Here is a 12,421-nt window from a genome sequence, read left to right on the forward strand (position 1 = left end):
GCGCCACCGGGAACTCCCGGCAGGCCGGTGGCACGCGGGCTGTAGCGCAGCTTGGTAGCGCACTTGACTGGGGGTCAAGGGGTCGCAGGTTCAAATCCTGTCAGCCCGACAGAGTCGGTGAGGGGCCGCTCCGGAGACATCCGGAGCGGCCCCTGGCGTTTCCGGGTCCTGGAATCCGGTTGCGGCCTCCGCGGCCGGTGTGCGACGGTCCCCGCGACCGGAAGCGTCGTGAGGAGGTGAGACCCGTGACCGCAGGGTCCGCACCGGGTGCTCCCTCGACATCCCGCACCGCACGGCTCCGGTAGTCGTCACGGGGAGCGCCTCCAGGCAACCCTCGAAGGGCGACTCCCATGACTCCAGATCCGTTCTCGACCCGTCGCGTCGCCCCCGCCGCGCCGGGACCATCCGCCGCCCGGACGCAGGTCGCGGTTCCCGGCGGCCGGGCACTCGTCGTCGGCGGCGGGGGCTCCACCGGCCACGCCTGGGCAGTGGGCGTGCTCGCCGGCCTCTCCGACGCCGGCGTGCACGTGGCCGGGGCCGACCTCCTCATCGGCACGTCGTCCGGCGCGACGGTCGCGGCCCAGGTCGCCGACGGCGCGTCGCCGGCGGACCTGTTCGCGGGCATCGTGGCCGAGGTCCACCCGACGGCGACGGCGACCGGGACGACGCCGGCTGCCCGGGCCATGCGGGCCACGGCCGAGATCATCGCCGCCGCCACGGACCCGGCCGACATGCGCCGCCGGATGGGCGCCGCGGCACTCGAGGCGGAGGCGGCCTCCGACGGCTCGCGGTCAGCACGGTGGCGGGCCACGGTCGCCGCCCGGCTGCCGGGCCCGCACTGGCCGCGGCAACCGGTGTGGATCGTGGCGGTCGATGCCCGGTCCGGGGAACCGGTGGTGTTCGACCGGTCGAGCGGGGTGGACCTGGTCGATGCGGTGGCGGCGAGCACGTCCAACGGCGTCGCGTACGCCATCGGCCGGGACCGCTACGTCGACGGCGCGTACCGGCGCAGCGGCGAGAACGCGGATCTCGCTGCCGGGTGCGCACGCGTCGTGGTGCTGTCGCCGTTGTCCGGCGGGTCGCGCTGCCCGTCGGAGTGGGGCATGGACCTGGCGACGCAGGCGGAGGAGCTGCGGGCAGGCGGAACCGACGTCGTGACCGTCGTCCCGGACAGCTCCTCGGAGCACCTGTTCGGCTCCCGTGCCATGGACCTGTCCCTGCGGCCGGTCGCAGCACGGGCCGGGTACGCGCGGGGCCGGTCCGCGGCCGGCCGACTGGCCGGTTCCTGGGCCTGACCGCACGGCCACGGCGACGTCCCCGCGGAGCGGAGGTGGCGTCACCGCCGGGGTGACGCCACCTCCGGGGCGCCCGCCGTCAGAGCGGGGTGACGACCGCGTTGCCGTCGGCGTCGGACGTGCACGGTGCGGCGCCGTCGAGCAGCAGGCTGGTGAGGACCGCCACCGACACGTCGCACACGTTGGCCGCGACGGTGATCGGCACCTGCACGGTCGTGTCCTCGAGATTCACGTTGACCAGGCCGCGCTGACGGGTGTTGCCGTCCCGGTCCCGGGTCACCCGGGCGTCCGAGTCGCCGGCCGCGTCGCACGGTGCGGCCCCGTCGGCGAGCAGGCCGGCCAGGACGTTGACCGAGACGTCGCAGATGTTCGCCACGACGGCGATGGGGGCCTGGACGGTCAGGTCGGTGATGTTGACGTTGACCAGGCCCTCCTGCGTGGGCGCCGCGGAGGCGGGGGCCGCGACGGCGACCGCGCCGGCCGTGGCGAGGACGGTGAGGGTGGACAGGGTGCGCACGCGCATGGGGGATCTCCTGAGGGGATGAGCCGTCACCGCCGTGACCCAGCGGCGCCCCCGTGTGACGGTTCGAATACCCTGTGATCCGCGTCACTCACATGGATCCGGGAATTCGTCGGACCGGTCTACTTCACGGCGGCCAGCTGGATGAGGTTGCCGCACGTGTCGTCCAGGACGGCGGTGACGACCGGCCCCAGGTCGACCGGGTCCTGGGTGAAGACGACGTCCAGTGCCTTGAGCCGCTCGACCTCGGCGTGCACGTCGTCGACGGCGAAGGACGTGAACGGGATCCCATCGGCCGCCAGGGCCTCCTTGTAGGCCCTGGCGGCGGGGTGACCGGTCGGTTCGAGCAGCAGCTCGACGCCGTCCGGGTCGCCGGGGGACACCACGGTGAGCCAGCGCGCGCCGCCGGCCGGGACGTCGGTCTTCGTCCGGAAGCCGAGCTTCTCGGTGTAGAAGGCCAGTGCTGTCGCCTGGTCGTCGACGTAGACGCTGGTGAGGTTGATCCGGATCACGGGAGTGGCTCCTGTCGGTCGATGGGCCACCGTTCGACGATCGCCCGCAAGGGGCCGGTGTCGAGGTGGTGGAACTTGTACCGGCCCTGCCGCCGGGTGTGGACCAGCCCCGCCTGCTCCAGGACCGCGAGGTGCTGGGAGATGGCCTGCCGCGAGGAGCCGAGGCCGTGCTTCATGGCCAGCCGGCCGCAGATCTCGAACAGCGTCTGACCGTCACGGTCGGCGAGCTCGTCGAGGATGACGCGGCGGGTCGCGTCACCGAGGGCCCTGAACAGCTCCGGGGCCGCATCCACGTCCGTAGTAGTACGCAAGTGGCAGCTTGCCTGTCAAGGCGTCGGGTGGCCGGGGACGCGCTGATGGCGCAGGGTCGAGAGGCCGGTCAGCAGCGCCGGCGTGCCCGTCCGAGCCACCCGTCCCGGCGGCGGCTCCCCGTACGAGAGCGACACGCATGCGAGCGATGACCTACCGCGGGCCGTACAAGATCAGGGTGGAGGAGAAGGACCTACCGGCGATCGAGCACCCGAACGACGCCGTCGTCCGGGTGACCCTCGCGGCCATCTGCGGCTCGGACCTGCACCTCTACCACGGGCTGATGCCGGACACGCGGGTCGGCCACACCTTCGGTCACGAGTTCATCGGCATCGTGGAGAAGGTCGGCCCGTCGGTGCAGAACCTGCAGGTCGGGGACCGTGTGATGGTGCCGTTCAACATCTACTGCGGGTCGTGCTGGTTCTGCGCCCGCGGTCTGTACTCCAACTGCCACAACGTGAACGCCAACGCCACGGCCGTGGGCGGCATCTACGGGTACTCCCACACGACCGGCGGCTACGACGGCGGGCAGGCCGAGTACGTGCGGGTGCCGTTCGCCGACGTCGGCCCCACCAAGATCCCCGACTGGATGAGCGACGAGGACGCCGTCCTGCTCACCGACGCCACCGCCACCGGCTACTTCGGCGCCCAGCTCGGCGACATCGCCGAGGGCGACACCGTGGTCGTGCTCGGCGCCGGCCCGGTGGGCCTGGTCGCCGCGCAGTCCTCGTGGCTCATGGGCGCCGGTCGGGTCATCGTCGTGGACCACCTCGACTACCGGCTGGAGAAGGCCCGGTCCTTCGCGCACGCCGAGACGCTGAACTTCACCGAGTACGACGACATCGTCGTGGAGCTCAAGAAGCAGACCGACTTCCTCGGGGCCGACGTCGCCATCGAGTGCGTGGGTGCGGAGGCCGACGGGAACCTGCTCCAGCACGTGGCGGGGGCGAAGCTCAAGATGCAGGGTGGCTCACCGGTCGCGCTCAACTGGGCGATCGACGGCGTGCGCAAGGGCGCCACGATCTCGGTGATGGGCGCCTACGGGCCGATCCCCAACGCGGTGAAGTTCGGCGACGCCCTGAACAAGGGGCTGACCCTGCGCATGAACCAGGCGCCGGTGAAGCGCCAGTGGCCGCGGTTGTTCGAGCACGTGCGCAACGGCTACCTCACGCCGAGTGACATGGTGACCCACCGGTTCCCGCTGGAGGAGATCGCCGAGGCCTACCACGTGTTCTCCGGCAAGCTCGACGGCTGCATCAAGCCGCTGATCGTGCCCGGCGCGGCCTGAGAGGAACCGGACATGACCAGCAGTGACATCCCGAGCGCCTACATCGGCGAGAAGCGCACCCCGGCCCCCAGCCGTGAGGAGCTCCGCGCCCGGATCCCGGGCTGGGGCGTCGACCTCGACCCGGCAGACCGCCCGTCGAACCCCAAGCTGCTCCCCGGGCCCGACACGGGGGCGCACTGGGACTTCCCCGAGCGGCAGCCGGGGAGCGCGGGCCGCGAGCGGTCGATCGAGCACGCCTTCGTGACGCCGGTCTTCGGTACCGCGCAGCCGCTGAAGGGCGTGTCGGGCGCGATCCGGCGGCTCGCCTACGACCGGTTCAGCGAGGGCCGGCTGGCGCACTGGATGCTGCTCGTCGTCGGCGACCGGGTGGACGCGGTCGAGGGCCACCTGGCCTCCATCGCCGGCCTGCGGCCCGACGTCCCGGCCACGGGCCTCCGGGCCGAGCTCACCCACGGTGGGCTGGGCTCGCGCCGGGGACGGGTCGACGCCCGCCACCACGTGCTGGACCCGTTCGTCGTCGGCGGGCCCTGGCTGGTCGCCGCCGGCGCCGCCGTCCTGGGTGCCCGGCGGGTGGTCCGGGCACTGCGCCGATGAGCTCGGGCCGCTGAGCTCGGGCAGTTGGGCTCAGCCCTCCGCGAGGCGGCGGCACTCGGGGCAGGGCTGCTCCGAGCCCAGACCTCGGGGGCCGTCCCACCGTCCCTGCACCACGTCCACCGAGGCGCCGCAGATCGCCGCCCACGGTGCGGGGAGGTCCGCCGTGGCGCGCAGCACGGCGTGCGCCGTGCCCGTCGACTGCTCCCGGCCGGCCGCGTGATCGCTGGTGCTCATGCCTCCAGGATGCGCGGACGGGTGTGGCGCGCGGCGAGGGGGTAGCGGCCCGGTATGGCGACCGCGGGCACGACGACGGCGGGGGAGCGGCTGCCCTCGCGGGCCACCGGGCTGCTCTACGGGCTGGGCTTCGGCGGCTTCGTCGACGGGATCGTGCTGCACCAAATCCTGCAGTGGCACCACATGGTCAGCGGGGTCGAGGCGCCGACGACGCTGGCCGGGCTGGAGATCAACACGACCGCCGACGGCCTGTTCCACCTCGCCACGTGGCTGCTCTCCTTCGCCGGCACCCTCACCGCACTGGCCGCCTGGCGCCAGGGCCGCATCGCGCCCAGCTGGGCCTTCCACCTCGGCCTCGTGGTCGCGGGCTGGGGTCTGTTCAACCTGGGGGAGGGGCTCGTCGACCACCAGCTGCTCGGCGTCCACCACGTCCGCGACGACCTGGGTGGCCCGCTCTCCTGGGACCTGGCCTTCCTCGCCTCCGGGGTGCTGCTGATCGCCGCCGGCGCGCTCGTCCACCGCCGCGGGCTGCGGGAGATGGGCGCTCGGACGGCCGACCGGGCCGCCGGGGACCGAGCCCCTTGATCGCTCGGACCGCTCGCGGCAGGCTGTGACCCAGGACACAGCCAGCGCCCGGGAGGCACCATGCGAACTCTCTCCGTCCCCCGCCCCGACCGGCCGCGGCCGCGTACGCCCCGCAGCGGCCGGGGCTGACGGCCGTGGGCAGGGATCTCCCCCCGGCTCCGGCACCGCGCGCGGCCGACCGGGTGCGCAACGTCGTCCTCGTCGGGCACGCGGGGTCGGGTAAGACGACCCTGGCCGAGGCGCTCCTGGTGGCGGCCGGCGCGCTGCCGCGTGCCGGACGCGTCGAGGACGGGACGACGTGCCTGGACACCGAGGACATCGAGACCCGGCAGCAGCGCTCGGTGTCCCTGGGGGTGGCCACCGTCGAGCACTCCGGGCACCGCATCACGCTCCTGGACACCCCCGGGTCGCCGGACTTCGTGGGCGAGCTCCGGGCCGGCCTGCGTGCCGCGGACTCCGCGCTCTTCGTGGTCTCGGCGGTCAACGGGATGGACGCCGCCACGGTGCAGCTCTGGGAGGAGTGCGCAGCGGTGGGCCTGCCGCGCGCCGTCGTCATCACCCAGATCGACCGCGCTCGTGCCGACGTCGACGAGGCGGTGCGGCTGGCGCAGCTGATGCTGGGGGAGGGTGTCTACCCGATGCACCTCGTCCAGCGCGGCGCCGATGGTTCGGCCCGCGGGCTGGTCTCCCTGCTCGACCCCCCTGGCGACGCGGCGGGCGGGCAGGAGGCCGACCGGCTCCGCGGGGAGCTCATCGAGGGGATCATCGGCGAGAGCGAGGACGAGACGCTCATGGAGCGGTACCTCGCCGGTGACGAGCTGGCGGTGGCCGACCTCGTCGCCGACCTGGAGACCGCCGTCGCCCGTGGGCACTTCCACCCGGTCCTCTGCGTCTCCTCGCCCACCGGCGTCGGGGTCGCGGAGCTGCTGGACCTCCTGGTCTCGGCGTTCCCCTGCCCCATGGAGCACGGCTGCCCACCGGTCACGCGCCCCGACGGCTCGCCGGCGCCGCCGGCCGGATGCGACGCCGACGGGCCCCTGGTCGCCGAGGTGGTCAAGACGACGACCGACCCCTACGTCGGCCGGGTCTCCCTCGTCCGCGTCTTCTCCGGCACCTTGCGGCCCGACGTCGCGGTGCACGTGTCCGGTCACGGCCTCGCCGATCGCGGCCACCCCGACCACGACGCCGACGAGCGGGTCGGCGTGCTCTCCTCGCCGTTGGGTGCGGTGCTGCGGCCGGTGAGCCACTGCCCGGCCGGTGACATCTGCGCAGTCGCCAGGCTCACCACCGCCGAGACCGGCGACACCCTCAGCGGCCCCGAGGACCCGCGACTCGTGCCGCCGTGGGAGCTGCCAGTGCCGCAGCTGCCCGTCGCCGTCGAGGCAGCGTCACGCGCGGACGAGGACCGGATGGCCACCGCCCTCTCCCGCCTGGTCGCCGAGGACCCGACGGTCCGGCTGGAGCGGCGCGCGGACACCGGTCAGCTCCTCCTGTGGTGCGTGGGGGAGGGGCACGCCGAGGTGCTGCTGGACCGGCTCCGCGCCCGGCACGGCGTGGCCGTCGTCCCCGTGCCGGTCCGGGTCCCGCTGGTGGAGACGCTCTGCGGCCCGGCGCGTGTCACCGGCCGGCACGTCAAGCAGTCCGGCGGTCACGGTCAGTACGCCGTCGTCGTCGTCGAGGGCGAGCCCGGGCCCCCGGGGTCGGGCGTCGTGTTCGAGCAGCGGATCGTGGGCGGCACCGTGCCGGGCCAGTACCACTCCAGCGTGGAGAAGGGCATCCGCGCGCAGGCGCAGCGCGGCGTGCACGGGGACCGCCCGATCGTCGACGTCCGGGTGACACTGGTCGACGGCAAGGCCCACTCGGTCGACTCCTCCGACGCCGCGTTCCAGGCCGCCGGAGCGCTGGCGCTGCGCGAGCTCATCGCGGCAGCGGGCGCCCGGGTGCTCGAGCCGTGGTGCGAGATCCAGGTGCGCCTGCCGGAGGAGTACGTCGGGGCCGTGATGGGGGACCTGGCCGCCCGACGGGCCCGGGTGACCGGCACCGAGGCCGATCCCGAGCGCGGCCGGGCCACCGTGCGCGCGGAGGTTCCCGAGGCCGAGCTCCTCGGCTACCCCGGCGTGCTGCGCTCGGTCACGCACGGCACCGGCAGTTTCGACCGCCGCCCCCTGCGCTACGAGCCCTCCCCGGCGGCCCTGACCCCCGCCTGACCCGGTCGGCCCCCGGCAGGGACCCGCCACGAGCATGCGAGTGGTGGGGGGCCGGGGGTCCTTCCACTAGCCTCGGTTCCGCTGGTGCTGGGGCTGGAGGGAACGTGACGTCGTCGAGCGGGCCGTCGGTGCCCACAGCCGTGCCCCGGGGACGGACGAGCACCCCGGCGGTCGGTGACCGGGAGGACCTCCCCGACCGGATCTGGACGGTGCCCAATGCGCTGTCGGTCCTGCGCCTGCTCGGTGTCCCGCTGTTCCTGTGGCTGCTCCTGGGCCCGGAGGAGGACGGCTGGGCGCTCGTCGTCCTCATGGTCTCCGGCTTCACCGACTGGGCCGACGGCAAGCTCGCCCGCTGGCTGGACCAGGGGAGCCGTCTGGGCGCGCTGCTGGACCCCGCCGCCGACCGCCTGTACATCGTCTCCACGCTGGTCGCCCTGGCGCTGCGGGAGGTCGTCCCGGTCTGGCTCGTGGCCGTGCTCGTCGGCCGCGAACTCGTCCTGGGCGTCATGCTGCTGGTGCTGCGCGCCCACGGCTACCCACCGCTGCAGGTGCACTACCTCGGCAAGGCCGCCACGCTGCTGCTGCTCTACGCCTTCCCGGTGCTGTTGCTCGCCGACGGCGAGGGCGCGCTGGCCGATGTCGCCGCACCGTTCGCCTGGGCGCTCACCATCTGGGGAACGGCCCTGTACCTCGTGGCCGGTGCCTTCTACGTCGTCCAGGTCGTCGGGCTGGTCGCCCGCGACCGGGCGGCCGGCCGGTCGTGACGTCCGCGCCCCGGCCGGGTGGGGTCCGGTCGCTGGGGGCCTCCCTGCTCGACGACGTGCTGGCCGAGACCCTGGACCCGGCCTACGCGCAGGCGGCCGCGGCCCGGGCGGCTCGCGGTGGGACCACGCCGCCCCGCCGATGGGGCCGGGTCGCGGTCGCCGGCACCATGGCCCTCGCCGGCGTGCTCGTCGCGGTCACCTACGACCAGGCCGCGGCCAAGGAACAGGGGCGGCAGGAGATCCGTGCGGCCCTGGTGCGCGACATCCAGGACGAGTCCGAGGTGAGCGACCAGCTGGCCGTGCAGCTCGAGGACCTGCGCGCCGAGGTCGGTCGCACCAGCGACGACCTGCTGGCGGCCACGGCGGTCGGGCAGCGCGCGCTGGACGCGCTCGGCCGGGCCGAGCAGGGCACCGGAGCGGTGCCGGTCACCGGCCCGGGGCTCCTCGTCACCCTGGCCAACGCCGAGGCCGACGCCGACGACGACCCGGTCGCAGGTGCGGACAACGGCGCCGGGCGGGTCCGCGACGGCGACCTGCAGCAGGTCGTCAACGCGCTGTGGGCCAGCGGCGCCGAGGCGATCAGCATCAACGGCCAGCGGCTGGGTCCCACGAGCGCCATCCGGTTCGCCGGTGAGGCGGTCCTGGTGGACTTCCGGCCGGTCACCAACCCCTACGAGATCAGTGCCGTCGGCGACCCGGACGCGTTGTCGGCCGCCTTCCTGCTCGACCCCGAGGTCCGCGCCCTGGCATGGGTCTCCAAGAACTACGGGCTGCAGTTCGACTTCGCCAAGGAGGACGAGTTGTCGCTCCCGGCCGCGAGCCCCCCCGAGCTGCGCTCCGCCCGGCCACTGGACCCCCGCCGCGACGCCGGCGCCGACCCCTCACCCGGAGGCTGACCGCGTGATCCCGATCCTCGGACTCGCGGCGGGCATCCTCCTCGGGCTGGTCTTCGACCCGACCGTCCCGTTGTGGTTGCAGCCGTACCTGCCGATCGCCGTCGTCGCCGCCCTGGACGCGGTCTTCGGCGGCTTCCGCGCCCGGCTCGACGGCATCTTCGACGCGAAGGTCTTCGTGATCTCCTTCGTCTCCAACGTCGTCGTCGCCGCGCTGATCGTCTTCCTGGGCGACCAGCTCGGGGTCGGGGCGCAGCTCTCCACGGCGGTCGTGGTCGTCCTGGGCATCCGCATCTTCGGCAACGCCGCGGCCATCCGGCGGCACGTGTTCCGCGCATGACCGGGGCGGCGGGGCCGGCGGAGGCGGGGGAGCCCGCCGACGTCGACGGCGCGCCCCCCGGCGGGGGAGAGGGCGTCGTGGCACCGCAGGGACGGTCGGCCCGGCGACGACGGGACCTCGTGGCCGCCGGGCTGATCGGGGTGCTCACCCTGCTCCTCGGCTTCGCCCTCGCCGTGCAGGTGCGCAACGCCGACGAGGCCCAGGTGCTCGCCGGGGCCCGCGAGGAGGACCTGGTCCGCATCCTGGACGAGCTCACCTCGCGGGAGGACCGCCTGCGCGCGCAGATCGCCGAGCAGCGCTCGGCGCTCGAGGAGCTGTCCGGCTCCGGGAGCCGCACCGGCAAGGCCCTCCAGGAGGCCCGCCGCCGGGCCGAGACGCTCGGCATCCTCAACGGGACGCTCCCGGCGGAGGGGGCCGGGCTCACGCTGACCGTCCGCGACCCGTCCGCCGGCGTCCGTGTCCGCGACCTCCTCGACGTCGTCCAGGAGCTGCGCGCGGCCGGCGCGGAGACGATGCAGGTCGACGGCGTGCGGATCGGGCTGTCCACCGCCGTGACCGGGTCGGCGGGCGACCTGCGGGTCGACGGAACCGCGATCACCGCGCCCTACGAGTTCGTCGTCATCGGCGATCCGCAGGGGATCGAGACCGCCATGAACATCCCGGGTGGCGTGGTCCAGACGATCGGCAGCCGCGGGGGCAGCGTGTCCATCACGCAGTCGCCGCTGCTCGTGGTGGACGCGTTGCGCCCGCTCGACCGGCCTCAATACGCTTCGCCCGACGACGGCGACTGAGGAAGGACCTCGGTGCCCCCCACCCCTCGCTGGGCCCGGGGCGGCCCCCTGCACCGAGGCCGACACCGCCACTGCACCTCGAGGAGACTCCCCGCATGAGCACGCCCGACGACCGCCGCTACACCGACCAGCACGAATGGGCGCAGGTGCAGGGCACCGACGGCACGTCCACGGTCGTCCGCGTCGGCATCACCGATCACGCCCAGGACGCGCTGGGGGACATCGTCTTCGTCCAGCTGCCCGAGGTGGGGGCGGAGGTGGCTCCGGGGACGCCGATCGGCGAGGTGGAGTCCACCAAGTCGGTGTCGGACGTCTACGCCCCCGTGACCGGCGTCGTGGCCGCCGTGAACGAGCGCCTGGCCGACGCGCCCGAGACCCTCAACGGCGATCCCTACGGCGACGGGTGGCTGGTCGACATCGCCGTGCCGGGCGAGGGCGGCGACCCGGTGGGCCAGCTGCTGGACGCCGACGCCTACCAGGCGCTGGTCGACGCCTCGTGACGGGGTCGCCGGGAGGCTGACTCCCGGCATCGATCACTATGATCGCGCTGGGAGGGCAGGTCGCGGGACGCCTCCGGGAGTCCCGCCCGTCCCACCTTGCTCGTCCGGTTGACCCTCGGGCCGACCGGCTGGTTCCATGACCAACGGTCCGCCGCCCCCTGCGGCGGCCGACCTACGACGGGCTGACCGGCTCGCCGTCCGCCGGCCGCCCGCGGCCCGTCCCGAGGCCCGCGGCGGGCCCCTCGCACCGGAGGAGAAGCAACGTGCACTGCACTCGATGTGGCCACGAGAACCCCGAGGGCAGTCGCTTCTGCGCGCAGTGCGGTGCGGCGCTGGCCCCCGAGCGCATCGGCGAGGCCACCAGCGTGATCCCCAAGGTCGGCGGTGAGGACTCCGGCGACCAGCCGGAGGCGACCGAGGCGGCCGACGCGCACGCCAACGCCGTCGAGTCGCTGCCGGCGGGCTCGGCCCTGCTGGTCGTGAAGCGCGGCCCGAACGCGGGCAGCCGCTTCCTGCTCGACCAGGACGTCACCACGGCTGGCCGGCACCCCGACAGCGACATCTTCCTCGACGACGTCACCGTCAGCCGCCGGCACGTCGAGTTCCACCGCGAGGGCGGCGGCTTCTCCGTCCACGACGTCGGCAGCCTGAACGGCACCTACGTCAACCGGGAGCCGGTCGACGTCGCCAACCTCGCCGGGGGTGACGAGGTGCAGATCGGCAAGTTCCGCCTCGTGTACCTGACCGGCCCCCGGACCGGCGAGCCGGCCGCTCGCTGATGGGCGTGCCCGAGCGCGAACGTGCGCTCGGGGACGCCGCAGACCAGCACACGCCTCGCCTGACCATCGGTGAGGTGCTGGCTGTTCTTCGCGACGACTTCCCCGACGTGACGATCAGCAAGATCCGCTACCTGGAGTCCGAGGACCTGGTCCACCCGCAGCGCACGCCGTCGGGGTACCGGAAGTTCTCGCAGGCCGACGTGAGCCGGCTGCGGTACGTGCTCACCGCGCAGCGGGACCACTACCTGCCGCTCCGGGTCATCAAGGACCAGCTCGAGGCGCTGGACCGGGGTGAGCCGCTGCCCGGTGCCGGGGGCGGATCGGCACCCCTGCCCCCGGCCACGCCGGCCGAGGGCGGGGAGGCACCACTGAGCTCCGAGCAGTTCGCGCGTGCTGCGGGATTGGAGCCCGACCAGCTGGCCGACTGCGTCCAGTTCGGTCTGCTCTCCACCGACGCCGACGGCCGGCACCCGGCGGGCGACCTGCCGATCGCCCGGGCCGCCGCGGGGCTGGCCCGGCACGGCATCGAGCCACGGCACCTCCGGGTCTACCGCAGTGCCGTGGAACGGGAGGCCGGCCTGGTCGAGCAGCTCGTCGCCCCGGTGCTGAGGGCCCGCTCGGAGGAGGCGCGGACCCGCGCCACCGAGAAGCTCGCAGAACTGGCGGCCCTCTCCGCGCAGCTCCACACGGCGCTGCTCGAGACGCGCCTGCGGGACCTCCTGCGCCCCTGAGCGGGCGTACCGTGGAGCCGTCGCCGTCCGAGACCGACCGACGTCCCGACCCGTCACCGGCCGCCTGACCAGACCGTTC

16 protein-coding genes and 1 tRNA gene are annotated in these 12,421 nt (G+C 74.1%); 13 read left to right on the forward strand and 4 right to left on the reverse strand.

Annotated elements, in window-relative coordinates:
• Positions 1-35 precede the first annotated feature (35 nt).
• A tRNA-Pro gene (locus DQ237_RS00210) sits at positions 36-109 on the forward strand.
• A gap of 241 nt (positions 110-350) precedes the next feature.
• Positions 351-1,295, forward strand: a complete 945-nt coding sequence (locus DQ237_RS00215) for a patatin-like phospholipase family protein (RefSeq protein ID WP_205730002.1) — start codon at positions 351-353, stop codon at positions 1,293-1,295.
• Between the two features lie 79 nt (positions 1,296-1,374).
• Here DQ237_RS00215 and DQ237_RS00220 read toward each other — a convergent pair whose 3' ends face one another.
• From DQ237_RS00220 to DQ237_RS00230, 3 genes are all read right to left on the reverse strand, one after another.
• Entirely contained in the window at positions 1,375-1,818 is a 444-nt protein-coding gene (locus tag DQ237_RS00220) for a hypothetical protein (protein WP_113796049.1), read from the reverse strand.
• 119 nt (positions 1,819-1,937) lie between these two features.
• Entirely contained in the window at positions 1,938-2,327 is a 390-nt protein-coding gene (locus tag DQ237_RS00225) for a VOC family protein (protein WP_113796051.1), read from the reverse strand.
• Entirely contained in the window at positions 2,324-2,620 is a 297-nt protein-coding gene (locus tag DQ237_RS00230) for a helix-turn-helix transcriptional regulator (RefSeq protein ID WP_113796053.1), read from the reverse strand. The genes DQ237_RS00225 and DQ237_RS00230 overlap by 4 nt, the downstream gene beginning before the upstream one ends.
• Positions 2,621-2,775: 155 nt before the next feature.
• Between DQ237_RS00230 and DQ237_RS00235 the strand changes: the two genes are divergently transcribed.
• The gene (locus DQ237_RS00235; RefSeq protein WP_113796055.1) at positions 2,776-3,924 is read left to right on the forward strand and encodes a zinc-dependent alcohol dehydrogenase; all 1,149 of its coding nucleotides are present in this window, start codon (positions 2,776-2,778) and stop codon (positions 3,922-3,924) included.
• 12 nt (positions 3,925-3,936) lie between these two features.
• On the forward strand, positions 3,937-4,518 hold the full coding sequence (locus DQ237_RS00240; RefSeq protein ID WP_113796057.1) for a hypothetical protein: 582 nt from the start codon (positions 3,937-3,939) through the stop codon (positions 4,516-4,518).
• A 30-nt stretch (positions 4,519-4,548) separates the two neighbouring features.
• Here the strand turns inward: DQ237_RS00240 and DQ237_RS00245 are convergent, their stop codons facing one another.
• Entirely contained in the window at positions 4,549-4,752 is a 204-nt protein-coding gene (locus tag DQ237_RS00245; RefSeq protein WP_113796059.1) for a hypothetical protein, read from the reverse strand.
• Positions 4,753-4,806: 54 nt separating this feature from the next.
• On the opposite strand from DQ237_RS00245, the gene DQ237_RS00250 reads away from it, so the two are divergent.
• The 9 genes from DQ237_RS00250 (at position 4,807) to DQ237_RS00290 (ending at position 12,342) form a co-directional block, all read left to right on the forward strand.
• Entirely contained in the window at positions 4,807-5,337 is a 531-nt protein-coding gene (locus tag DQ237_RS00250) for a DUF2243 domain-containing protein (RefSeq protein ID WP_113796061.1), read from the forward strand.
• Positions 5,338-5,471: 134 nt separating this feature from the next.
• Positions 5,472-7,544 carry an elongation factor G-like protein EF-G2 gene (locus DQ237_RS00255; RefSeq protein WP_113796063.1) on the forward strand — a complete coding sequence of 691 codons (2,073 nt, stop codon included), beginning with the start codon at positions 5,472-5,474 and terminating at the stop codon, positions 7,542-7,544.
• 104 nt (positions 7,545-7,648) lie between these two features.
• Positions 7,649-8,308, forward strand: coding sequence for a CDP-alcohol phosphatidyltransferase family protein (locus DQ237_RS00260; protein ID WP_240619284.1), 660 nt, complete (start codon positions 7,649-7,651; stop codon positions 8,306-8,308).
• Positions 8,305-9,204 carry a DUF881 domain-containing protein gene (locus tag DQ237_RS00265; protein WP_113796065.1) on the forward strand — a complete coding sequence of 300 codons (900 nt, stop codon included), beginning with the start codon at positions 8,305-8,307 and terminating at the stop codon, positions 9,202-9,204. The genes DQ237_RS00260 and DQ237_RS00265 overlap by 4 nt, the downstream gene beginning before the upstream one ends.
• Positions 9,205-9,208: 4 nt before the next feature.
• On the forward strand, positions 9,209-9,541 hold the full coding sequence (locus DQ237_RS00270) for a small basic family protein (protein ID WP_113796068.1): 333 nt from the start codon (positions 9,209-9,211) through the stop codon (positions 9,539-9,541).
• Positions 9,538-10,332 carry a DUF881 domain-containing protein gene (locus tag DQ237_RS00275; RefSeq protein WP_113796070.1) on the forward strand — a complete coding sequence of 265 codons (795 nt, stop codon included), beginning with the start codon at positions 9,538-9,540 and terminating at the stop codon, positions 10,330-10,332. The genes DQ237_RS00270 and DQ237_RS00275 overlap by 4 nt, the downstream gene beginning before the upstream one ends.
• Before the next feature lie 95 nt (positions 10,333-10,427).
• On the forward strand, positions 10,428-10,832 hold the full coding sequence (gene gcvH / locus DQ237_RS00280; RefSeq protein WP_113796072.1) for a glycine cleavage system protein GcvH: 405 nt from the start codon (positions 10,428-10,430) through the stop codon (positions 10,830-10,832).
• Positions 10,833-11,095: 263 nt separating this feature from the next.
• Positions 11,096-11,611 (forward strand): FHA domain-containing protein, encoded by a 516-nt coding sequence (locus DQ237_RS00285; RefSeq protein WP_113796074.1) that lies wholly within the window; start codon positions 11,096-11,098, stop codon positions 11,609-11,611.
• A complete protein-coding gene (locus DQ237_RS00290; RefSeq protein ID WP_113796076.1) occupies positions 11,611-12,342 on the forward strand; it encodes a MerR family transcriptional regulator in 732 nt (243 codons plus the stop codon). Before DQ237_RS00285 ends, DQ237_RS00290 begins: the two co-directional genes overlap by 1 nt.
• The last annotated feature ends 79 nt before the right edge of the window (positions 12,343-12,421 follow it).

This window comes from Blastococcus sp. TF02-8, assembly GCF_003319175.1.
GTDB lineage: Bacteria > Actinomycetota > Actinomycetes > Mycobacteriales > Geodermatophilaceae > Blastococcus.

What these genes read in the sequence shown, in the direction of transcription:
- DQ237_RS00275 (WP_113796070.1), top strand. Translation starts at nt 9,538, where the DNA reads ATGACCGGGGCGGCGGGGCCGGCGGAGGCGGGGGAGCCCGCCGACGTC.
- DQ237_RS00220 (WP_113796049.1), bottom strand. Translation starts at nt 1,818, where the DNA reads ATGCGCGTGCGCACCCTGTCCACCCTCACCGTCCTCGCCACGGCCGGC.
- DQ237_RS00215 (WP_205730002.1), top strand. Translation starts at nt 351, where the DNA reads ATGACTCCAGATCCGTTCTCGACCCGTCGCGTCGCCCCCGCCGCGCCG.
- DQ237_RS00290 (WP_113796076.1), top strand. Translation starts at nt 11,611, where the DNA reads ATGGGCGTGCCCGAGCGCGAACGTGCGCTCGGGGACGCCGCAGACCAG.
- gcvH (WP_113796072.1), top strand. Translation starts at nt 10,428, where the DNA reads ATGAGCACGCCCGACGACCGCCGCTACACCGACCAGCACGAATGGGCG.
- DQ237_RS00240 (WP_113796057.1), top strand. Translation starts at nt 3,937, where the DNA reads ATGACCAGCAGTGACATCCCGAGCGCCTACATCGGCGAGAAGCGCACC.
- DQ237_RS00250 (WP_113796061.1), top strand. Translation starts at nt 4,807, where the DNA reads ATGGCGACCGCGGGCACGACGACGGCGGGGGAGCGGCTGCCCTCGCGG.
- DQ237_RS00245 (WP_113796059.1), bottom strand. Translation starts at nt 4,752, where the DNA reads ATGAGCACCAGCGATCACGCGGCCGGCCGGGAGCAGTCGACGGGCACG.
- DQ237_RS00235 (WP_113796055.1), top strand. Translation starts at nt 2,776, where the DNA reads ATGCGAGCGATGACCTACCGCGGGCCGTACAAGATCAGGGTGGAGGAG.